A 22387-nucleotide genomic window follows, 5' to 3' on the forward strand; every position below is an offset into this window, starting at 1 on the left:
GATTTAATTTTCGAAGTTCATTATAATTTCATCTGTGTCTAATCTAACTTTCAACCATTCTTTCATCTGTTTTTTTTCTTTTGAATTGATTTTTTCTTTTGATTTTAAATTTGAAATCCAAATGTTTTTTTGAATAGAGTCATTAACTAAAATTGAAGGTTGCAAAACAAAATTTTCAATAGTTGGATATTGGGCTTTTAGTTCTTTGTAAATTTGAGTAGTTAATGTTTTTTGTTTATGAATGCTGTCTAATTGATTAGATAGATTTTCGATAAGAATGGATTTTTCACTAATAGCATTAGTTAATAATTTTTCCTCATCGTTATTGTTACTTTCATTTAAATATGAAAAACCTTGTTGAATTTTTAAATTACAGTCTTGAAGATAATATTTATTTAATTTAGCTCTTAAAACATTGACAGCACTATCCTTTATTAATAATCCTCCATAAGTTAATACAATTTCCTTGCTTTTAGGATTAATAGTTTTTTTTAATAAATAATTATCTGGAAAATTAGCCTCATTATTTACAAATTCGTTGGCTTTTTTCTCAAATTTGTTTTTTTGCACTATGTCGTATCCAAAATAAATACTTGGAATTAAAGTTATGATTACTATTATCCAAACAACTCTATTTACTCTAGCTTTTTCTTTTTCATCAGGATGAACCTTAAAAGGGAATTTTAAAAGGCGTGCGGTGATTAAGGTAGCTAAAGCAATAAAAACAGTATTAATTAAGAACAAATAGAAAGCACCTAAAAAATATTCCCATCTTAAAGTTGCTAAGCCATAGCCAGCAGTGCACAAGGGAGGCATTAAGGCAGTTGCAATAGCGACACCTGGAATAACGTTTCCTTTAAGTTTACTCGAAGTAGCTAAAATTCCGGCTAAACCACCAACAAAAGCAATCAAGACATCATAAATCGTTGGAGAAGTTCTAGCCAATATTTCAGTTTGAGCATCATTTATTGGTGAAATAGCAAAATATAAAGTTGAAGTAACAAGACCAACGGCAGCAGCAAAAAGATAATTGTAACCTGCTTTTTTAAGTAAAGTTAAATCATTAATAGCCATTCCTAAACCCAATCCCATAATGGGACCCATTAAAGGAGAAATTAACATGGCTCCAATAACTACTGCGGGTGAATTTATATTTAGACCTAATGACGCTATAAAAATAGCAAATACTAAAACCCAGAGATTTGTTCCTTGAAAATCAACACCATTATTGATAGATTCTATAACATCTTTAAAGTTTTCTTTTTCCCTGTTTAATTTAAAATTGTCTAATATGTTATTCATGCTAATTAGTTTCTTTAGGGTAAAAATACATTTTCTTTTTTAATTTTTAGCAAAAAAAATCCGATATGGAACTCATATCGGATTTTTGATTTTTAATCGATGTTTTGCTTAATTTTTTAGGTATTTCTCTAAAAATTGATCTTGTTCCCAAAGCAAATGAAAAATATTCTCTTGTGCTACATAGCCATGACTTTCTTTGGGTAAAAGCACCATTCTAACGGGTGCACCTAATCCTTTTAAAGCTTGAAAATAACGTTCCGTTTGTAATGTAAATGTGCCTGGATTATTATCAGCTTCACCATGCACTAATAACATAGGCGTTTTCATTTTTTCAGCATTCATAAATGGAGACATTGTGTTGTAAATTCCAGGAACATCCCAATAATTACGTTGCTCACTTTGAAAACCAAAAGGAGTTAAAGTTCTGTTGTATGCACCACTTCTAGCAATTCCACAAGCAAATAAATTTGAGTGTGTTAATAAGTTTGCTGTCATAAATGCCCCATAACTATGTCCGCCAACAGCTACTTTTGCTTTGTTGATATAACCTAATTTATCTACTGCATCAATAGCAGCTTCAGCATTACCAACTAATTGTTGAATAAAAGTATCGTTTGGTTCTGTTTCTCCTTCTCCCACAATTGGAAAAGCAGCATCATCCAAAACGGCATAACCTCTAGTTACCCAATAAACAAATGAGCCATAATAGGGAAATGTGAATTCATTAGGGTTTTGTGTACTTTGTCCAGCACTATTTTTGTCTTTATATTCTCTTGGATAAGCCCAAATTAACAGAGGTAATTTTTCTTTTTTCTTCATATCATAACCCGCTGGTAAATATAAAGTTCCAGATAAATCTACACCATCTTTTCTTTTATAATTGATAACTTCTTTATATACATTTTTAATGCTTTCAAACGGATTAACAAATTGAGTGATTGCCGTAACTTTCTTGCTTTTTAAATTTCGCATATAATAATTTGGGTACTCATTTTTAGATTGGAGCATAATCATAACTTCTCCTTTTTTCACGTCTTCAATTGAAAGTAAATCTTCTTTTTTGTCTTTATAAGCTGATTGATATAAACGTTTTGGAGTTAATGATTTTAAACTAAATTCATCAATAAAAGGAAATTGACCATCTTTAGTGTAACCATTACCCATTAAATATAAATTATTGTTTTCGACTAATAAAACATTTTGTCCAAATTCATTTTTATGGGTTTCGAAATTTCCAGGATCAGCATAAACATCTTGCGAATTTCTATCGGAAATAATTTTTGGAGCTACAGCACTATTTGAAGGATCAAAAAGATATGTTTTTGTGTTTCTCGTGTCATACCAACTATCATAAGCAATTGCAATATTTTTTGTCCCCCAAGTAATTCCAGAATAGCGTTGTTTCGTTTTTAAAATAGATGTAGGTTTTGTAGTAAAAGGAGCATCCCAACTAAAAACTTCATCTCTAAATTCTACTTCATTTGCTGGATTACCTTCATCTAAAGGTTCTACATAAGATAAAGTTGCAGGTAAATCATTTCTCCAACCCATATTTCTTATTCCCTTTCTAGTTGCCATAAAACCTTTTGGTCTAATTTCATCTAATGGAACTTCATTAACCACTTTTACTAATTTTCCGTTTTCATCATAAATTGTTGAAGTTATTGGAAATCTACTTACAGAAACTATATATGAAAAAGGTTTTTCAACCGTATTAATCATTAAATAACTTCCGTCAGGAGAAAAATTTTCACCAGCATACATTGCAGCTTCTTTGAATAATGTTTTTGTTCCATTTAATGAAACTTTATATAATTCAGAAGTGATTAAACTTTCAAAATTAGCTTCATCCGTTTTGTTTTTCAATAAATCTTGATACGTTCTATTTTGAGATTTTGAACCATCACTTGTTGAAACCGTTGGTCCTGTTGGAATATCTTTTAAGGTATCAATCAAAGCTGGTTTGTTTGCTGGTAAAGTTCTGATCAAAAGACTTTCACTATCTCTAAACCAACTTGCAGGATTTCCAATATTAGCATTAATTATAGCTTCTGTCAGTTTTTTAGCTGAAGCTGATGCAACATCAATTACCCATAATTCAACTCCTTTTTGAGTGGTGTGTGTGAATGCAATTTTCTTGTAGTTTGGTGACCAAGAAATATTTGTAATTCTAGGGTTATTTGGTAAGCCTGAAACTTGACTGATATTTTTATCAGAAAATTTTCTAATTTTCAAATTATTGATGTAGGTAACAGAGCTTGAAATATTAGTAACAGGATTAATTCGTAAACCACCTAATTTCATTTCATCTTGATTTAAATCTTCTAGGTTTTTGTATGTATTTCTATAACTAAACAAGACATATTGACGATCTTTATCCATAGAAATAGATGGAGCTCTTTCATAATCTGCTAAAGCCAAAATCTCTTTTGGTGGAGTTTGATAAGAAATGTTTTCTTGAGAAAAACCCAAGAATCCTATAAATAGGAAAAGTAAGTGTAAAATTTTTGATTTCATAAATAGATTTATATTGGTTTTTTGAAGGCTCTAAAATACGTTGAAAAATTCTATTTTAAATTATAAAAAGAAATATTTTTTTGGTTTGATTTTATTAATTTGAAACATAAAAAATAAAAAACATTGTTTATTTTAAGAATTTGGTAAATTTGTGCCTCAATTATTTCAAATTTACTATTTATGTATCATTCAAAAATAACAGGATTAGGTTTTTATGTACCTGATAATATTGTAACTAATGATGAGTTGTCTAAAAAAATAGACACCAATGACGAATGGATTCAAGAAAGAACAGGGATTCAAGAAAGACGACATATAATAAGAGGAGAAGATACAACTACTTCAATGGGTGTAAAAGCTGCTGAGATTGCTATTGAAAGAGCTAAAATAGCCAAAGAAGATATAGATTTTGTCGTATTTGCTACTTTAAGTCCTGATTATTATTTTCCTGGTCCAGGAGTTTTAGTACAAAGAGATTTGGGTTTAAGAACGGTTGGTGCTTTAGATGTTCGTAACCAATGTTCTGGATTTGTGTATGCTATTTCGGTTGCTGATCAATATATTAAGACTGGAATGTATAAAAACATTTTAGTAATCGGTTCAGAATTACATTCAACAGGATTAGATATGACGACTCGTGGTCGAGGAGTTTCTGTGATTTTTGGCGATGGAGCAGGTGCAGCTATTTTATCAAGAGAAGAAGATTTGTCAAAAGGAATTTTATCAACACATTTACATTCAGAAGGACAACATGCAGAAGAATTAGCCTTAATAGCACCAGGAATGGGAAAAAGATGGGTAACAGATATTATTGCCGATAACGATCCAAATGACGAAAGTTATTTTCCATATATGAACGGACAATTTGTATTTAAAAATGCAGTAGTTCGTTTCAGTGAAGTTATTAACGAAGGATTACAAGCCAATAATTTAGAAGTTTCAGACATAAATATGTTGGTTCCTCATCAAGCAAATTTGAGAATTTCACAATTCATTCAAAAGAAGTTTAGGTTAGAAGACGATCAAGTTTTCAATAATATTCAAAAGTATGGAAATACAACAGCAGCCTCTATTCCAATTGCTTTAACAGAAGCTTGGGAACAAGGAAAAATCAAAGAAGGTGATTTAGTTGTATTAGCAGCTTTTGGTAGTGGATTTACTTGGGGAAGTGTTATTATTCGTTGGTAATTTTTATCAGAAAATAGAAAAAAGAGAAAAAAAAAGGCCATTAAAACCATAAAAAATGCAGTTCATCCGAATTGCATTTTTTTTGTTTAAAAAACTAATTACTAATTACTAATTACTGATTACTAATTATTACATTTGCACCTTTAAAAAACACATTAAATGACTTTACATCAAATTCTTACCCATCAGATTCAAGACGCAATTCAAGAACTTTTCAATTTAAACATTGAAACAATTGAATTTCAAGCGACTAGGAAAGATTTTGAAGGCGATGTAACGATGGTTGTTTTTCCCTTAGTAAAGATTTTAAAAGGAAATCCTGTAGAAATTGGAACTAAAATTGGAACACATTTAGTAGATAAAAATGACATAGTAAGTCGTTTTAATGTAGTTGGAGGTTTTCTTAATTTAGTAATTTCAGATGAATTTTATGTAAAATTCTTCAATTCAATCAAAAATGATGAAGATTTTGGATTCGTAAAAATAGATGAAAATGCTAAAGCTATTATGGTGGAATATTCTTCACCAAATACCAATAAACCATTGCATTTAGGACATATTCGTAATATTTTATTAGGCTATTCTGTAGCTGAAATCATAAAAGCATCAGGAAAAAAAGCCTATAAAACCCAAATCATTAACGATAGAGGAATTCACATTTGTAAGTCGATGTTAGCTTGGCAAAAATATGGTGAAGGACAAACTCCAGAATCTACAGGCTTAAAAGGAGATAAATTAGTTGGAAATTTCTATGTAGAATTCGATAAGAACTACAAAAAAGAAATTGCTGTATTGATGGCTCAAGGAAAAACAGAAGATGAGGCTAAAAAAGTAGCACCATCAATTGTTGAAGCGCAACAAATGCTATTAAAATGGGAAGCTGGTGATGAAGAAGTTGTAACACTTTGGAAAACAATGAACCAATGGGTTTATAATGGTTTTGAAGCAACTTATAAAAACCTTGGCGTAAACTTTGATAGTTATTATTATGAAAGTAACACCTATCTTTTAGGAAAAGAAGTCGTTCAATTAGGATTAGAAAAAGGAATTTTTGAAAAAGATCCTGATGGTTCTGTTTGGATTGATTTAACAGAAGATGGTTTAGATAGAAAAATTGTGCTTCGTTCTGATGGAACAGCCGTTTACATGACACAAGATATTGGAACAGCCATTCAGCGTGTAAAAGATAATCCAGATATTGGTGGAATGGTTTACACTGTTGGAAATGAGCAAGATTATCACTTTAAAGTATTGTTCTTAATCTTAAAGAAATTAGGTTTTGAATGGGCAGAAAGTTTATATCACTTATCGTATGGAATGGTTGAATTGCCTTCTGGGAAAATGAAATCTCGTGAAGGAACAGTTGTTGATGCAGATGATTTAATGGCAGAAATGATTGAAACGGCTCAAAATATTTCAGAAGATTTAGGAAAATTAGATGGTTATTCTGATGAAGAGAAATCTAGTTTATATGAAACTATTGGAATGGGTGCTTTGAAATATTACATGTTAAAAGTAGATCCAAAAAAACAAATGCTTTTCAATCCAGAAGAATCGGTTGATTTTGCTGGAAATACTGGCCCTTTCATTCAATATACATTCGCACGTATTCAATCTATTTTGCGTAAAGCAGATTTTGATTGTTCTAAAGATGTAACGATTGATTTGCATGAAAAAGAGAAAGAATTAATCAAACAAGTTCAACTATATCCTGATGTGATTCAAAGTGCAGCAAGTAATTATAGTCCAGCATTGATTGCTAATTATACATATGAATTGGTAAAAGAATTTAATTCATTTTACCAACAAGTATCTATTTTAGGAGAAACGGATTTGGATAAAAAAATATTCAGAGTTCAATTGTCTAAAACAGTTGGAAATACTATAAAATCAGCCTTTCAATTATTAGGAATTCAAGTTCCTGAACGAATGTAATTTATTTATAAAAGTGGAATCAAATAAAAATTATTTTTTACAAGCTTTTCTTCTGTTGGTAATTTCAGCTGGAGCTTTTATTGCATTTAAAACCATTTTGCCTAAGAAATTAATGGAGCAAAGTAAGTTAGAATCTAAAAACGTAGTTATAGATAGCTTGTTATTAGATGCAATTGATGAAGATAAAAATAATGGATTAGTAGATGAAAATGATTCATTAATTAAAAAAATAATTACTTTTAAGCCTAATCCAAAATCAGGTGTAAAATATACTTCAGAGAAATTTGACAACTACAAAGGCTATCAATATATTATACCTTTTTACGAAAAACTACAAAAATTAGAAGCAACTAAAACTGGAAAAGTAAGAATTGCTTATTTTGGAGATTCTATGAATGATGGTGATATGATAGTTCAAGATATTCGTAAACTTTTTCAAGAACAGTTTGGTGGACAAGGAGTAGGCTTTGTTAATATTACTTCAGAATCTGCAAGTTCAAGAGCCACAATTAAGCATGAATTTTCAAGCAATTGGAGAACACAATCTTATTTAAAAACTAAAAAACCAATACGTTCTTTTGGCGTAAATGGGCATGTTTTTTTTGCTAACGATACATTGCATCCAACTTGGGTAAAATATAAGGCAAGTAACTATAAATTTTTATCACAGTTGGATAATCCAACGTTATATTATGGAAATTCAACCAATAAAGAAGCAATGATTTCTTATGTTATTGGAAAAGACACAATTTATAAGAAACTGAATGGTGAAAACCAATTAAACACTTTAAAATTAGCCGATAATTTAAAAAACGTAAAGGTTAATTTTATTAATGCAGAAAATGTGCCAGTTTATGGCTTCAATTTTGATGATGGAAAAGGAGTTCATGTAGATAATTTTTCAAACAGAGGAAATTCGGGTTTACCTATTTCAATATTTAATGTTGGAATGATGCAAGAATTTAATAATAAATTGAATTATGATTTAATCGTTTTACATTATGGAACAAATGTTTTAAATTATGGTTCTTATGACTATTCTTGGTACGAAAAAAGAATGACAAAAGTAGTTAATCATATTAAGCAATGTTTTCCAGGAGTTGCCGTTTTAATTGTATCAACAGCTGATAAATCAACAAAATATGATTTAGAGATGAAAACCGATTCAGCAGTTTTGCCTTTAGCTATGGCACAAAAAAAATATGCTGTAAAATCAGAAGCCGGATTTGTGAATTTATATACATTAATGGGTGGCGATGGTTCTATGGTTCAATGGGTTGAAGGTGTTCCGTCGAAAGCAAACAAAGATTATACGCATTTTAATTATACAGGTTCTAAAGAAATAGCCAAATTAATTTACAACGAAATTTTTAATGGTTATTCTCTTTTTAAAACCTTAAATAAAGGATTTGTAGTTCCAAAACGAAAAAATGATAGTGTTTACACCAAAATTGATAGTACAAATGAATAAATACCTAATTTTTATTATGGTGTTGACTTTTCAATTTTGTTTTTCGCAAGATGTGGATTCATTATATACAAAAGTTGATTCTATTCAGGGACTTAATGATTCCATTATTTTTCCTGAATATTCAAATAGAATAATAAACGATAAAGCAATTGGAAAATCGTTGCAGATTTTAGATGCAATTGAAAACAAACAATTCAAAAAATTGCGAGTTGTGCATATTGGAGATTCTCATATTCAAGCAGATATTATGACGGATTATATGAGACAAAATCTTCAAAATAAATTTGGTAATGCTGGTTTAGGATTTGTTTTTCCTTATAAAATGGCTATGACTAACGGTTCTCATTTAGCTAAATTAACTTCAGATATTTCATTTAATAATTATAGAAACATTAAAGTTATTGATACTTTACCTGTTGGATTAAGTGGAATTGCATTTTATACAGATAAAAAAGATTTTTCAATAGAGTTGAATGTAAAAGACAATTATAAATTTAATTCAATAAGGGTTATTACACCTAACAATCAAAATTCTTTTTTCGTAGCGAATTCATTTGAAATGAAAAATGAAATTATTCAAACAGAAGTTCCTAAAGAAATTCCCAAAAAAATAACAGGTTACACTACCAAAAAAATTAATAAAACAATAAACCACAAAATCAAAAAAGGAGAAGTTTTATCAATTATTGCCAATAAATATGACGTGAGTGTTTCTGAGATTAAGAAGGCTAATAACTTAAAATCGGACAACATTAATTATGGTAAAACATTAAAAATTCCAACAATAGTTACACAAAAAATTCCAATTGAAGAACCAGATACAAACGATATTGCTTCCGTCGAATTTGAAATTGTGACCAAAGAAGTGACTACCAAAAAGTTTCTGCCTTTAAATCAAATATCTTATCCAATGTCACATGATTATTATAATCTAACACCAATGGATAAAATTTTTATCATTCCAAATACGGATTATTCTGAATTTGCTTTAAACGGAATTGCCTTAGAAAATAGTAAAGCAGGTGTAATTTATAGTGCCATTGGAGTTAATGGTGCTAAATGTTCAGATTTTAATAAGTATGACATGTTTTATCAGCAATTGCCTGCCTTAGAACCTAATTTAATTGTAATCTCTTTCGGAACAAATGAAAGTTTTGATAAATTAGATAATGAAACGTTTATTGAACGATTAAATGAATTAATTGACAAAATAAGATTATTTAATTTTGATGTTGAAATCTTAGTAACAACGCCACAACCCTCACAATTTGGCAGAAAAAACAAGAATTATTTAGTAGAACAATATACTAAAAGTATCATTGACCAAGCCGAAATAAAAAATTATGCTGTTTGGGATATGTATAATGATTTAGGTGGAGCAAAGGATGTAAATACTAATTATAGAAATGGTTTAATTACTTCTGACAAAGTGCATTATACTTACAAAGGGTACAAAAAACAAGCAGACGATTTTTTTGAAGCGTTTATGCAATCCTATCAATATAATAAATCAGGTAAATAAGCATTGGAAACAATACATTTAATAAACGATTGGATTATTCAAAATATTGGTGTTTTGAATGTTGATACTCTTAAGAGTTGGTTTACTTATAACCCAGAAAGGCCTTTGTTATTTAATAGTGCTTTGTTTTTAGGGTTTTTTATAGTTTTCTATCTTCTATATATACTTACCAAAAAAACACATTATTTCAGAATCACTTATGTGGTTTTGTTTTCGTTATTCTTTTATTATAAATGTAGTGGAATTTATTTTGGATTATTGATTTTTTCTTCCGTTTTAGATTATAGCTTGGCTAAATTAATTTATGAAGAAACCAGTAAGGGTTATAGAAAATTTTATTTGATTATTAGTCTTTTAGTCAATTTAGGATTGTTAGGTTATTTCAAATACACCAATTTTTTTATTGATAACATAAACAATATTTTAGATAAAAATTTTGCTTTTTATGATATAATTCTACCCGTTGGAATTTCATTTTATACGTTTCAAACCCTTAGTTACACCATTGATGTTTATCGAAAAGAATTAGAACCAACCAAGAGTTTTATGGACTTTTTGTTTTTCGTTTCGTTTTTTCCACAATTAGTAGCTGGACCAATTGTTAGAGCAAAAGATTTTATTCCTCAGATTTATAATAGACTAAAGCTTTCTAAAGAAGATTTTAATAACGCTTTGTTCTTAATTATTGGAGGTTTGTTGAAGAAAGCTGTAATTTCAGATTATATTTCTACCAATTTTGTGGATAGAGTTTTTGATGCACCAAACAGTTATTCATCTTTTGAAAATTTGATGGCTTCTTATGGTTATGCCATTCAAATTTATTGTGATTTTTCTGGATACTCAGATATTGCTATTGGTTTAGCTTTATTAATGGGATTTTGGTTGCCTGCCAATTTTAGAACCCCATATCAATCAGGTTCAATAACTGAATTTTGGAGAAGATGGCATATTTCATTATCAACTTGGTTGAGAGATTATTTATATATTTCATTAGGGGGAAACAGAAAAGGAAATTTCAGAACATACATTAACTTATTCTTAACAATGTTATTGGGTGGTTTATGGCATGGAGCTAGTTGGAAATTTGTTTTTTGGGGAGTATTACATGGAACTGCTTTAGTCGTAGAAAAATTCTTTGGAAAATTTATTAAGTTACCTAAAAACTATTTTGTTCGTTTTATTCAAGTGGTATTAACATTCCATTTTGTGGTTTTTGCTTGGTTATTTTTTAGAGCTAAAGATTTTACAACAGCTTTTCAAATAGCAGAAAATATCGGAAACTTAACATTTGACTTACATAAATGGCAAACTATAATTTTAGGTTATAAAAATGTATTTATTCTTTTAGCCATAGGTTTTGTTTGGCACTTTTTACCAAATAAAGTCATTGATGGTTTAAGAATAGCTTTCAATAAAACACCTTTACCTTTAAAAGCAGTATTGTTTGGTTTAATCTTTTGGCTAATTTATGCAACTGCCTCTGCTGGTCCGCAACCGTTTATATATTTTCAGTTTTAGAAAAAAAAATATTTTCAAACCTTTCAAATCTAATTAGTTATTAATAATTTTTAGTTAATAAATTATTCGATTTTAAAAATAAAATCACAAAAAAAATAATACTTTTGAAAAATAAACTAATTAATTATGAGTACAGATAAAAAAATTACAAAAGTTGGAGGTTCCGATAAACCAAATACAACTAATTCAGATTATACATTTGTTCCTTCAGCAGAAAACAAATCACAAGCAAATCAATTTAGAATGTTTGCTGTTTTATTATGGCTTGGTGCAATTGTAGCTCAGGTTTTTGCTATACGATTGTTTTTACAAGCAGTTAATACTGGAGAATCACCCGTAAACGTTTGGGTAATTGGACTTATAGTTTTAGATTTAATACTTGTGTTTGCTGGTTCGATTTTATGGAAAAAATCTAACAGACTTGACCCACCATCAGAAAAGAACAAGTTTTTATTCTATATGCAAAATCAATTGGGTGTGATTATGGCTTTTGTGGCTTTTTTGCCTTTAATTATTTTTATTTTAACGAATAAAAAAGTAGACGGAAAAAGTAAAGCAATTTTAGGAAGTATTGCAGGTGTAGCCTTATTAATTGCTGGAATTGGTGGTTTTGAATCAAACATGGCTTCAGTAGAAAAATATACAGAACAAACTAAACAAGTTGAGGATTTAAATGGCGGAAAAAATTATGTTTATTGGACTAAGTTTGGTAAAAGTTATCATTTGTATGAAGATTGTAGTTATATCAATGGAAAGAATACCGATGAGATTTTTCAAGGTACAGTAGCCAATGCTTTTGAAGCAAAAAATATTACAGATCTATGTGATAGATGTGAAAACAGAGCGATAAAAGCCAAAGAAGAAATTGTACAACCCGTAACAGATGGAACAATTGCAGATCCATTTGTTTCTGATTCTTTACAGTAATTTAAATTTATAAAATAAAAAAGGGATAGCTTTAAGTTATCCCTTTTTTATTTGTAATCCTTTTAGAGTTATTAAAAACCATAACTTACATTCATAAACACGTTTCTTCCCATTCTTGGAATATTGTTCCAATCTGCAAAAGTTGAATATTCACTATCTAATATATTTTCAATTCCAGCTTTAAGGTTTAATTTGTTTTCATTTAAATCAAACATATAGTTTGAAGCAAAATTTATAATAGCAAAATCTGGTTTTTTAATTTCACCATATTTTGGGGCGTAATTTGTATGAATCAAATTTCCTTGAAGACCTAATTCAGACGCAAATTTTCTTTTCTTAAATTGTAATTTAGAATTATAGGCTAATGGACTAATGAAAGGCAAGTTTTCATCATCACTACCTTTACCATAGCTATATGTAATTTGATTTATCCATTTTAAATCATTGGTCAAATAAGTTTCAAAATCAAAAACCGATTTTATTATAGTAGCATAATCTAAAGAACTGTAAATCTTAACACCACTTGCTCCAATTGTCATTGGCAAAATAGTTGCATCTGGTGTTCCAATAATATAATTTGAAATATGAAAATAAGAAGTAGTTAACGAAGTTTTAAATTTTGAAGGCTTATAGCTAATAGCAAAAGAACCTTCAACAGATTGTTCATTTTTTAAATCTGGATTTCCCACATAATCATATCTGTCAAAACTATTGAATAAATAAAAGCCATAAGCTTCAGAAATCGATGAAGCTCTTTCACCATAGGCCAATCCGAAATTAAAGCCAAAGCTTTCTTTTTTCCAATTGTAATTTGAAGCTAGACTTTTAAGCATTCTACTTTTATCAGCTTCCATATTTGGATAAAAAATTTGTAAACTTTGTAAGCCGAATGTACTTTTAATTTCATTAAAATGATTTCCCAAACTTGCTGACACTTTTAAACTTGAATTTGGATTAAATTCATACGTATTATCTAAATAAATTCCATTATAAAAAGTAACGACATCAGGCCAAGTCAACATAAACATTATATTCTCATTTGGATCACTTGGATACATTGTCATTTCGGCAAGTGAACGATTATAAAACGAATTAAAAGTAGCTAAAAAGGTATTGTTTTTTACTTTTCCGTTCAAGTTCAAATACATTCCATAGGTATCACTCCAGCCAGGCATATCCATATGAATAGCAACGTTTGGTCGCTTTGTATCATCCATTGTATGTGTAATTGTGTTGTAGTAAACCTTAGTTTCTAATTTATTTACTAGGCTATTTTCGGGTAAATATTCAAATTTTAAAGATGTAATTAAAGCTTCAGCTAAAGAAACATCCATTGGTAATGCAGGATAGCCAACATCTGTAGCTTTGTCATAGATAATTGCCCCTTCAATATATTTGTTTTTATTGAACAAATAACCAGCGGTGCTTGACATATTTAGTTTTCTAAATTGAGAAAATAAAACTTCATTATTGTTGCCAGCTTTATAGTTTTCGGCATCTCTAAACATGATATTGTTGTCAATAAAAAACAAACTGTCAACATAATTTAATGCACCACCTATAATTTTTTGTTGGTTATTAAATTCATAACCCGAATTTATGTAACCGTTAATTCCTTTTTTACCAACTTTACTTTTGCTTCTTTTTAAATCAATTGATCCACCAATCGTTGGACCATGACAACTTCCGCTTTGACCAGAAGAAATTTCGGCTTCAGAAAGATTTGAGACTTCAACATAGGAAGTAATTGGATCCATTTTATCTGTACAAGCACCAAAAATTCGCATTCCATCAATAGTTACAACGGTTCTTTCGGTACTCATGTTGTTGATGTTTGGTTCCCATGCATAACCACCTCTTTTTATCATTTCAACCGTTCCACTTTGTTGTAAATATTCGTCAATAGTTGCTAGAGGTTTAAATTGTTTTTGTTCTAATTGTGCTTGTTTACCAATAAGAATAACTTCTTTTAAACTGATTGGAATCAAAGTGTCTTTTTCTTGGGCAAATAGGGTAGATATACTAAATAATAAAATAGCAATGTAATATGAGTTTTTCATTTTTTTGATATAAAGATTTTCTATGAATTGAAAATCAATTATTTTAAGATTTGAAAAAAATTAAAAAGGTCAAAAAAGTTATTCTGACCTTTTTTAATGGTTTGTTTAGAACTCTAATTCTAAATAAATACTACTAGCTGGAGTAGCTTCTGTGATTATTTCACCTTTTAGAACTTCATCTAATTCATTAAGTAATTGTAGGTTAATTTTCCAATAACCAGTCATAGTTAACGATAATTTTCCTCTATAAAGTTTGTCGGTGGATTGTGTTAAATCTACATTATTTGGAGAACCATGATTTCCCATACTTGGCATTCTTGGGTCGATTTTGATTTTAAAATTATCAACAACAGGAAAAGTCATCATATTTTCCATTTTAAATAAGCCAAAAGTCACATCATTTACAGCAACTTTAGGAGTGTTGGGTTCAATCATTGCAATGATATATCTTTTACTATCAGAACCTGTAAAAGAAGTGACTCTTTGTTTTGCAGAAGCAGGAACATTTACTACAGCTGTTGCAGTATAAGCTACGTCATCAATAGTATAATCTACTTTTAAATCCCAATATTCTGTTTCATTTTGAGCCATTTGGAAAATGATAAAACCATTATAAAGCGTTTCTTTAGTAGCTGTTTTTACAATTTCAGATTTTGGACAAGAATGCATCATAGAAGTCATATGCATTACAGGGTTCCATGTAATAGTTGCATTTTTTTCGTATTCGTTTGTGGTTTTGTTTTTAATACGTAATGAAATACCATTATAGCCCTGTTCTAAAGCCCCATTTGTATTATATAATTCAATACTATGTGTGTCATTTGTAATTTCTTGAATTTTGTTTAATCCATCTAATTCTGTAACAATGGGTTGTGTAGTAGTAGTGTCATCATCAGAAGAGCAAGAAAGCATTGTTCCTAATAAGAATAGGAAAGTATATTTTAAAATTTTCATTTTGTTTTTTATTTATTTTAGACATAAGTTGAGTGTATTGGCTAGTAAATAACCAATAATTTGATATAAATACCAATAACTGAAGATGTTTATGCTAAAATAGGCGGGTGGAAAATAGAAGTACTATTTAATCGAAAGTATATGCAATTATAAAAGGATTTAACCTTTTTTTCAATATAAATTTTTGGATTAAGTACATAAGAAGTAATGTTTTCACAATATAAAACTTCAAAAGTTATAGCGTTGCTTTTATGTTCATTTGATTTTGGATTGTCTTTTTTAGCTTCGTTAGCTAATTCTTTTTTCAAATGACATTTACCATTACACTTTAATTCAGGTTTTAAAGTATTTTCACATAATTGAGTTGATATATAGTCATAATTAACAATATAATTTAAAACAGGAAATACTGGTTTAAATAAAATAAAGGTTATAACTATGAATACTATATTTTTCAACTTTATAATAGAATGAAATAATTAATAGGGCAAAATTAGCAGTTAAAAAAAGTACAAAATATGATTAAAATCATAAAACAATAAAAACTATTTTCTTTTTTTAGATGTTCATTTTAGTATTGTTAAATGCAAAAATATATTTTTTTTTTAAATGTTAATTAGTATTAAAAAAAAACTAAAATAGTTCTTCCAATATGATTTAAGTCATAAATAAAAAAATAAATAAACCTGAAATTTGTATCATAAATTAAAAACAAAGTTTATGAACAAATTATCTTTATTAGTAGTAGTATTTGCTCTTTTCATTTCATGTGGAAAAAGTAAATCAGAATCAGGAGAAGATTTTTCAGCACCAACAGCGACTGAAGAATCTACAACAACTGACGCTTCTTCTTATGATCCAAACAGAGGAGAAGGAAAACACAGCAACATTGAATTGGGTGCAGCTTTAGATGGAGCGATGGCCGCAAAAGGTGAAGAAGTGTCTGGAGTTAAATGTACTTCTTGTCACAAAATGACAGACGAACGTTTAGTTGGACCAGGATGGAAAGGCGTTACAGAGCGTAGAAAGCCAGAATGGATTATGAACTTCATCACAAATCCAGATCCAATGATCGACAAAGATCCAGAATTACAAGCACAATTAGAATTGTGTTTAGTACGTATGCCAAACCAATCATTAGCAGATACAGAAGCTCGTGAAATTTTGGAGTTTATGCGTAAAAATGATGGTGTAAAATAAGTAATTTAAAATCGAAAGTATATGAAAAACAGATTTTTAAAAGCAACTTTTGCTATCGTTTTAATTGGAGCATATTTTGTTTCATGTAAACCAAAAAACACAAGTGACGCCGCAGTTGGTGATGCCGCACAACGTGTATATGTCGCGCCAGGAAAGTATGATGAATTTTATAACTTTGTTTCTGGAGGTTTCAGTGGTCAAATGAGTATTTATGGACTTCCTAGTGGAAGAATGTTGAAAGTTATTCCTATTTTCTCTCAAGATCCAGAAAGTGGATGGGGATATAGTGAAGAAACAAAACCAATGTTAAACACTTCAGAAGGATTTATTCCTTGGGATGACCAACATCACTTAGAATTATCGCAAACTAATGGAGAAGTTGATGGTAGATGGATTTTTGCAAACGCAAATAATACACCTCGTATTGCAAGAGTAGATTTAAAACGTTTCAAAACTGCAGAAATTTTAGAATTACCTAATTCTGCGGGTAATCACTCTTCACCATTTATCACAGAAAATACAGAATATGTAGTAGCAGGAACACGTTTTGGTGTGCCAGGTGATTACGAAGATGGGGATGTGCCAATTAATACTTACAAGAAAAATTTTAAGGCTCACATCAGTTTCATTAAAGTTGACAAAGAATCTGGTGAAATGGATTTATCTTTCCAATTGCGTTTACCAGGTGTTAATTTTGACCTTTCACACGCAGGAAAAGGAAAATCACACGGTTGGTTCTTCTTTACTTGTTACAATTCGGAACAAGCTAACACGCTTTTAGAAGTAAATGCTTCTCAAAATGATAAAGATTTTATCATGGCAGTAAACTGGAAAAAAGCAGAAGAGTATATCAAAGCTGGAAAAGGTAAAATGGAAAAAGCAAAATATGCACATAATACTTGGGACGATGAAACTCATACTGGAAAATCAGTTATTAAAGAAGAAGTTTTAGTATTGGATGCAGAAGCAATGAAAGATGTTATTTATTTAATGCCTTGTCCAAAATCACCTCACGGATGTGATGTTGATCCAACTGGAGAGTACATTGTAGGTTCTGGAAAATTAGCAGCTTTAATTCCTGTATTTAGTTACACTAAAATGTTAGCAGCTATAGACAAAAAAGATTTCGAAGGAGATTATGAAGGTATTCCTGTATTGAAATATAACTCTGTTTTACACGGAGAAGTTCAAAAACCAGGTTTAGGACCTTTACATACTGAATTTGATGGAAAAGGAAATGCATATTCAACTATGTTCGTTTCATCTGAAGTTGTAAAGTGGGATATTAAAACACTTAAAGTGTTAGATAGACATCCAACTTACTATTCTCCAGGTCACCTTTGTGTTCCAGGTGGAGACAGTAAAAAACCTTTTGGAAAGTACATGATTGTATATAATAAAATCACTAAGGACAGATATTTACCAACTGGTCCAGAGTTAACGCAATCAGCTCAGTTATTTGATATTAGTGGAGATAAAATGCAATTATTGTTGGATTTCCCTACAATTGGTGAACCTCACTACGCACAAGCTGCACCAGCTGATTTAATTCGAAATAACGGACAATTAAAAATTTACGATATTAAGAAAAATAATCACCCACGAGTAGCTAGAGGTGAAAAAGAAACCAAAGTTGTTAGAGAAGGAAATAAAGTACACGTTTATATGACGATGATACGTTCTCACTTTGCACCAGATAATATTGAAGGAATTAAAGTAGGAGATGAAGTATATTTCCATGTTACCAACTTAGAACAAGATTGGGATGTACCTCACGGATTCTCAATTAGAAGAGCACCAACAGCAGAATTATTAATTATGCCAGGGGAAACAGCAACTTTATATTGGAAAGCAAATAAAGTAGGAATTGTACCATTCTATTGTACAGATTTCTGTAGCGCATTACACCAAGAAATGTCTGGGTACATTAGAGTATCTCCAGCAGGAAGTAATGTTCCAATTTCTTACAGTTTAGGTACTAATTTACCAGCTTCTTCAAAATAATAATAAACACAAAAAAAAGAGGGAGCAACTTAAAAATGCTCCCTTATTTTTTTAAAAAATATTAAAATGAAAACAATAAACTTGTCTCTAGCGTCAAAAGTTATGTTATCAATTGTAGGATTACTTTTTATAGTTTCACTATTTCTTCCATTGTGGAGAATTGAACTTGACGCACCTCAATATCCAGAAGGATTAACATTACAATTACATGCTAATAAAATAGGTGGTGATGTAGACATTATAAATGGATTGAATCATTACATTGGAATGGCAACATTGCACACAGAAAACTTTTTTGAGTTTAAAATTTTACCTTATATTTTTGGAGCTTTTGCCTTAATTGCATTTGCTTTAATTTTTATAAATCGTAGAAAAGCTGTTTTTGGATTTTTAATTACTTTTGTGCTTTTTGTGGCGATTTCTGGAATTGACTTTTACAGATGGAACTATGAATATGGACACAATTTAGATCCAAATGCAGCAATTATTGTTCCTGGAATGGCTTATCAACCTCCTTTGTTAGGATTTAAACAATTATTAAACTTTGGAGCTTACTCAATCCCAGACACAGGTGGTTGGTTGCTTACAATTGCTGGACTATTATTAGCAGTAATCGTTTGGTTAGAATACAAATATAAAAAAACAACATAATGAAAATAGTACCTTACTTCTTATTTGCATTGATTATCTCATGTGGTAAAAAAGAAGCAGAAGCAATCAAATTAAATACAGATGGGTGTGAATTTTGTAAAATGAAAATCTCAGACGGAAAATTTGGTGCCGAAGTAATAACAACCAAAGGAAGAATTTATAAATTTGATGATATGCACTGTATGATAAATTATCAGAAAGAAAATCCAAATCCAAAGATTCAATCTTTTTACATTCACGATTTTAATCAAAATAATGCTCTAATTTCAGCAGAAACAGCTTTCTATGTTAAAGGTGGAACAATAAACAGTCCAATGAGAGGAAATATTATTGCCGTTAAAACCAATGAAGAAGCCGAACAAATGGCTAAAAAATATAATGCAAGTCCAATTTCTTGGGCCGAAATTATTAAATAAAAGTAAATGAAATATTTTTTAATTACAATACTTCTTTTTTCATTTTCTCTGAATGCAACTACAATTCACGTAGGAAAAAATTATCCTATAAAGTCTGTAAAAGAAGGAATTGCTTTAACAAAAGATGGTGATACATTAATGGTTCATGGAGGATGGTACAAAGAAGGAAATATAATAATCGATAAAAAAATTGTCTTTATAGGTAAAGGTTTACCCGTTTTAGATGGTGAAAAAAAACACGAAGTTTTATCGATAAAATCAGATAGTGTTGTTGTAGAGGGCTTTAAAGTCATCAAATCGGCTTATGCAACTATTACAGATCCGTGCGGAATCAAAGTATACAATTCTAAGTATGTTATAATTCAAAATAATGTTTTAGATGATAATTTTTTTGGTATTTATCTTCAGAATTGCCAAAAGTGTACTATAAAAAATAATCGTTTAAAAGCCTACGGAAAAGATGAACAACAACTTGGAAACGGAATACATTGTTGGAAATCAAACGATATCTTAATAATTGCAAATACAATTGACGGTCATAGAGATGGTATTTATTTTGAGTTTGTTTATGATTCTTTAATATGGAGAAATATCAGCGTAAATAATGTTAGATATGGATTGCATTTTATGTTTTCTCACAGTGATACCTATATCACAAATGTCTTTAGGAATAATGGAGCAGGAGTAGCGGTTATGTACTCAAAAGATGTTAAAATGTTCAATAATACTTTTGAGGAAAACTGGGGAGATTCTGCTTATGGATTACTTTTAAAAGATATTTCAGACAGTTATATTTTTAATAACAAATTTATTTCGAACACATCTGCTATATATGTAGAAGGAGGTAGTCGTAACAAAATCGAAAAAAATCAATTCATTTCAAACGGTTGGGGAATGAAAATTCAGGCTAATTGTATGGATAATGAAATTGTAAATAATAATTTTTTAAAAAATACTTTTGATATAAGTACCAATGGAAGTCTTGTTTTAAATACATTTAACAATAACTATTGGGATAAATATGAAGGGTATGATATTAATAGAGACGGAGTTGGCGATGTACCTTATCATCCACTAAGTTTGTTTGCTGTTTTAGTCGAAAGTAATCCATCAACAATGTTGTTATATAGAAGTTTTATGATTACGCTTTTAGATAAATCTGAAAAAGTTTTACCGAGTATAACACCCGATAATTTTATAGATAATAAACCATTAATGAAGCCATTACCATTATGATTGAAGTAAGCGAGGTAAACAAAAAATTTGGAAAATTAGAAGTATTAAAAAATGTTAATCTTTCTTGTAAAAAAGGAGAATGTATTGCACTAATTGGTCCAAATGGTTGTGGAAAAACCACTTTAATAAAATCTGTTTTAGGAATGGTTTTGCCCGATAAAGGTACAATTACCTTTAACGAAAAATCAATTAAAAACGAATATTTGTACCGTCAAAATATTGGATATATGCCACAGATTGGTCGTTATCCGGATACAATGACAATTGGACAAGTAATTGAAATGATTAAAACCATTAGAAATTCGACAGAAGTTTTAGATGAAGATTTGATAAAAGCCTTTGAACTTGAAAAAATGTTCGACAAACAAATGCGAACGCTTTCTGGTGGAACTACACAAAAAGTGAGTGCTACGTTAGCCTTTTTATTTAATCCAGATGTATTAATTTTAGATGAGCCTACTGCAGGATTAGATCCTTTAGCGTCAGAAATCTTAAAAGAAAAAATCATCAAGGAAAAAGAAAAAGGGAAATTAATTCTAATTACTTCGCATTTATTAAGTGAATTAGATGATTTAATTACCGAAATTATTTTCATGCAAGAAGGTGAAGTTCATTTTCATAAAAAAGTAGCGACTCTTTTAGAAGAAACTAATGAAACTAAAATTTCTAAAGCCATTGCAAGTGTTTTAAAAAATAAAAATAAAAATGAATAGAATTATAAAAATCATATTATCTGATATTTTAAAGAACAAAATAGTCCTAGCTTTTACTTTAATATTAGCTGTTTTATCATGGAGTTCGTTTGCTTTAGAAGACAATTCATCAAAGGGATTACTAACCATTTTAAACGTAATTTTATTTACAGTTCCTTTAGTTTCAATACTTTTTGCAACAATATATTTATACAATAGTGCCGAATTTATTGAGCTATTATTAAGTCAACCCATAAAAAGAGTCAAAATTTGGATGAGTTTATTTATTGGATTATCCTCATCAATGGTAATTGCATTCTTAATTGGAGCAGGAATTCCATTATTGATTTATAGTCCAAATGCTGTTGGTTTTATGATGATAAGCGTTGGTAGTATTATTTCAATAGTTTTTGTTGCTTTGGCGTTTTTGAGTTCAATTGTAACAAGAGATAAAGCCAAAGGAATCGGAATAGCAATAATGATTTGGTTATTTTTTGCCTTACTTTTTGATGGATTAGTTTTGTTTTTATTGTTTCAATTTGCAGATTATCCTATAGAAAAAGCCATGGTTGGTATAACAGCTTTAAGTCCAATAGATTTAGCTCGAATTCAAATTTTATTACACTTAGATGTTTCTGCAATGATGGGATATACAGGAGCTATTTTTAAAGACTTTTTTGGAACTATGACAGGATTAATCATATCGTTTTTACTATTGTGTTTATGGGCAATTATTCCGTTTTTTATATCATTAAGAAAATTTAAAAACAAAGATTTGTAATCTTAAAAATTTG

At 29.5% G+C, this 22387-nt stretch carries 18 protein-coding genes; 13 read left to right on the top strand and 5 right to left on the bottom strand.

Annotated elements, in window-relative coordinates; translation table 11 throughout:
• Positions 1 to 3: 3 nt before the first annotated feature.
• Positions 4 to 1302 carry a TIGR00341 family protein gene (locus AAC008_RS05090; protein WP_339887817.1) on the bottom strand — a complete coding sequence of 433 codons (1299 nt, stop codon included), beginning with the start codon at positions 1300 to 1302 and terminating at the stop codon, positions 4 to 6.
• A 108-nt stretch (positions 1303 to 1410) separates the two neighbouring features.
• The gene (locus tag AAC008_RS05095) at positions 1411 to 3819 is read right to left on the bottom strand and encodes a prolyl oligopeptidase family serine peptidase (protein WP_339887818.1); all 2409 of its coding nucleotides are present in this window, start codon (positions 3817 to 3819) and stop codon (positions 1411 to 1413) included.
• Between the two features lie 180 nt (positions 3820 to 3999).
• On the opposite strand from AAC008_RS05095, the gene AAC008_RS05100 reads away from it, so the two are divergent.
• The 6 genes from AAC008_RS05100 to AAC008_RS05125 all read left to right on the top strand — a co-directional run bounded on the left by AAC008_RS05100 (position 4000) and on the right by AAC008_RS05125 (position 12380).
• Positions 4000 to 5007 carry a beta-ketoacyl-ACP synthase III gene (locus AAC008_RS05100; protein WP_339887819.1) on the top strand — a complete coding sequence of 336 codons (1008 nt, stop codon included), beginning with the start codon at positions 4000 to 4002 and terminating at the stop codon, positions 5005 to 5007.
• A gap of 159 nt (positions 5008 to 5166) precedes the next feature.
• Positions 5167 to 6942 carry an arginine--tRNA ligase gene (gene argS / locus AAC008_RS05105; protein WP_339887820.1) on the top strand — a complete coding sequence of 592 codons (1776 nt, stop codon included), beginning with the start codon at positions 5167 to 5169 and terminating at the stop codon, positions 6940 to 6942.
• A 13-nt stretch (positions 6943 to 6955) separates the two neighbouring features.
• A complete protein-coding gene (locus AAC008_RS05110; protein ID WP_339887821.1) occupies positions 6956 to 8413 on the top strand; it encodes a hypothetical protein in 1458 nt (485 codons plus the stop codon).
• Entirely contained in the window at positions 8406 to 9935 is a 1530-nt protein-coding gene (locus AAC008_RS05115) for a LysM peptidoglycan-binding domain-containing protein (RefSeq protein ID WP_339887822.1), read from the top strand. The genes AAC008_RS05110 and AAC008_RS05115 overlap by 8 nt, the downstream gene beginning before the upstream one ends.
• Before the next feature lie 3 nt (positions 9936 to 9938).
• The gene (locus AAC008_RS05120; RefSeq protein ID WP_339887823.1) at positions 9939 to 11453 is read left to right on the top strand and encodes an MBOAT family protein; all 1515 of its coding nucleotides are present in this window, start codon (positions 9939 to 9941) and stop codon (positions 11451 to 11453) included.
• 126 nt (positions 11454 to 11579) lie between these two features.
• On the top strand, positions 11580 to 12380 hold the full coding sequence (locus tag AAC008_RS05125) for a hypothetical protein (RefSeq protein ID WP_339887824.1): 801 nt from the start codon (positions 11580 to 11582) through the stop codon (positions 12378 to 12380).
• A gap of 71 nt (positions 12381 to 12451) precedes the next feature.
• Here the strand turns inward: AAC008_RS05125 and AAC008_RS05130 are convergent, their stop codons facing one another.
• The 3 genes from AAC008_RS05130 to AAC008_RS05140 all read right to left on the bottom strand — a co-directional run bounded on the left by AAC008_RS05130 (position 12452) and on the right by AAC008_RS05140 (position 15852).
• Complete coding sequence (locus tag AAC008_RS05130) at positions 12452 to 14440, bottom strand: TonB-dependent receptor (protein ID WP_339887825.1); 1989 nt, start codon at positions 14438 to 14440, stop codon at positions 12452 to 12454.
• Between the two features lie 105 nt (positions 14441 to 14545).
• Positions 14546 to 15394: a hypothetical protein gene (locus tag AAC008_RS05135; protein ID WP_339887826.1), complete on the bottom strand. Its 849-nt coding sequence runs from the start codon at positions 15392 to 15394 to the stop codon at positions 14546 to 14548.
• An 89-nt stretch (positions 15395 to 15483) separates the two neighbouring features.
• Complete coding sequence (locus tag AAC008_RS05140) at positions 15484 to 15852, bottom strand: hypothetical protein (protein ID WP_339887827.1); 369 nt, start codon at positions 15850 to 15852, stop codon at positions 15484 to 15486.
• 262 nt (positions 15853 to 16114) lie between these two features.
• Between AAC008_RS05140 and AAC008_RS05145 the strand changes: the two genes are divergently transcribed.
• From AAC008_RS05145 to AAC008_RS05175, 7 genes are all read left to right on the top strand, one after another.
• Positions 16115 to 16594, top strand: coding sequence for a c-type cytochrome (locus AAC008_RS05145; protein ID WP_339887828.1), 480 nt, complete (start codon positions 16115 to 16117; stop codon positions 16592 to 16594).
• A gap of 21 nt (positions 16595 to 16615) precedes the next feature.
• Positions 16616 to 18598 (top strand): Sec-dependent nitrous-oxide reductase, encoded by a 1983-nt coding sequence (gene nosZ, locus AAC008_RS05150; RefSeq protein WP_339887830.1) that lies wholly within the window; start codon positions 16616 to 16618, stop codon positions 18596 to 18598.
• Positions 18599 to 18664: 66 nt separating this feature from the next.
• Entirely contained in the window at positions 18665 to 19249 is a 585-nt protein-coding gene (locus AAC008_RS05155) for a hypothetical protein (protein ID WP_339887831.1), read from the top strand.
• A complete protein-coding gene (locus tag AAC008_RS05160; protein ID WP_339887832.1) occupies positions 19249 to 19665 on the top strand; it encodes a nitrous oxide reductase accessory protein NosL in 417 nt (138 codons plus the stop codon). Before AAC008_RS05155 ends, AAC008_RS05160 begins: the two co-directional genes overlap by 1 nt.
• 6 nt (positions 19666 to 19671) lie before the next feature.
• On the top strand, positions 19672 to 20901 hold the full coding sequence (locus AAC008_RS05165) for a nitrous oxide reductase family maturation protein NosD (protein WP_339887833.1): 1230 nt from the start codon (positions 19672 to 19674) through the stop codon (positions 20899 to 20901).
• Positions 20898 to 21614: an ABC transporter ATP-binding protein gene (locus AAC008_RS05170; protein WP_339887834.1), complete on the top strand. Its 717-nt coding sequence runs from the start codon at positions 20898 to 20900 to the stop codon at positions 21612 to 21614. Before AAC008_RS05165 ends, AAC008_RS05170 begins: the two co-directional genes overlap by 4 nt.
• Positions 21607 to 22374 (top strand): ABC transporter permease subunit, encoded by a 768-nt coding sequence (locus tag AAC008_RS05175; RefSeq protein WP_339887835.1) that lies wholly within the window; start codon positions 21607 to 21609, stop codon positions 22372 to 22374. The genes AAC008_RS05170 and AAC008_RS05175 overlap by 8 nt, the downstream gene beginning before the upstream one ends.
• Positions 22375 to 22387 lie beyond the last annotated feature (13 nt).

The sequence above is a fragment of the uncultured Flavobacterium sp. genome, assembly GCF_963975515.1.
Taxonomy (GTDB): Bacteria; Bacteroidota; Bacteroidia; order Flavobacteriales; family Flavobacteriaceae; genus Flavobacterium.

Bases quoted from the DNA above. Each gene is read 5' to 3' on its own strand.
- AAC008_RS05090 (WP_339887817.1), bottom strand. From the start codon at position 1,302: ATGAATAACATATTAGACAATTTTAAATTAAACAGGGAAAAAGAAAAC.
- AAC008_RS05095 (WP_339887818.1), bottom strand. From the start codon at position 3,819: ATGAAATCAAAAATTTTACACTTACTTTTCCTATTTATAGGATTCTTG.
- AAC008_RS05100 (WP_339887819.1), top strand. From the start codon at position 4,000: ATGTATCATTCAAAAATAACAGGATTAGGTTTTTATGTACCTGATAAT.
- argS (WP_339887820.1), top strand. From the start codon at position 5,167: ATGACTTTACATCAAATTCTTACCCATCAGATTCAAGACGCAATTCAA.
- AAC008_RS05115 (WP_339887822.1), top strand. From the start codon at position 8,406: ATGAATAAATACCTAATTTTTATTATGGTGTTGACTTTTCAATTTTGT.
- AAC008_RS05125 (WP_339887824.1), top strand. From the start codon at position 11,580: ATGAGTACAGATAAAAAAATTACAAAAGTTGGAGGTTCCGATAAACCA.
- AAC008_RS05130 (WP_339887825.1), bottom strand. From the start codon at position 14,440: ATGAAAAACTCATATTACATTGCTATTTTATTATTTAGTATATCTACC.
- AAC008_RS05135 (WP_339887826.1), bottom strand. From the start codon at position 15,394: ATGAAAATTTTAAAATATACTTTCCTATTCTTATTAGGAACAATGCTT.
- AAC008_RS05145 (WP_339887828.1), top strand. From the start codon at position 16,115: ATGAACAAATTATCTTTATTAGTAGTAGTATTTGCTCTTTTCATTTCA.
- nosZ (WP_339887830.1), top strand. From the start codon at position 16,616: ATGAAAAACAGATTTTTAAAAGCAACTTTTGCTATCGTTTTAATTGGA.
- AAC008_RS05155 (WP_339887831.1), top strand. From the start codon at position 18,665: ATGAAAACAATAAACTTGTCTCTAGCGTCAAAAGTTATGTTATCAATT.
- AAC008_RS05160 (WP_339887832.1), top strand. From the start codon at position 19,249: ATGAAAATAGTACCTTACTTCTTATTTGCATTGATTATCTCATGTGGT.
- AAC008_RS05165 (WP_339887833.1), top strand. From the start codon at position 19,672: ATGAAATATTTTTTAATTACAATACTTCTTTTTTCATTTTCTCTGAAT.
- AAC008_RS05170 (WP_339887834.1), top strand. From the start codon at position 20,898: ATGATTGAAGTAAGCGAGGTAAACAAAAAATTTGGAAAATTAGAAGTA.
- AAC008_RS05175 (WP_339887835.1), top strand. From the start codon at position 21,607: ATGAATAGAATTATAAAAATCATATTATCTGATATTTTAAAGAACAAA.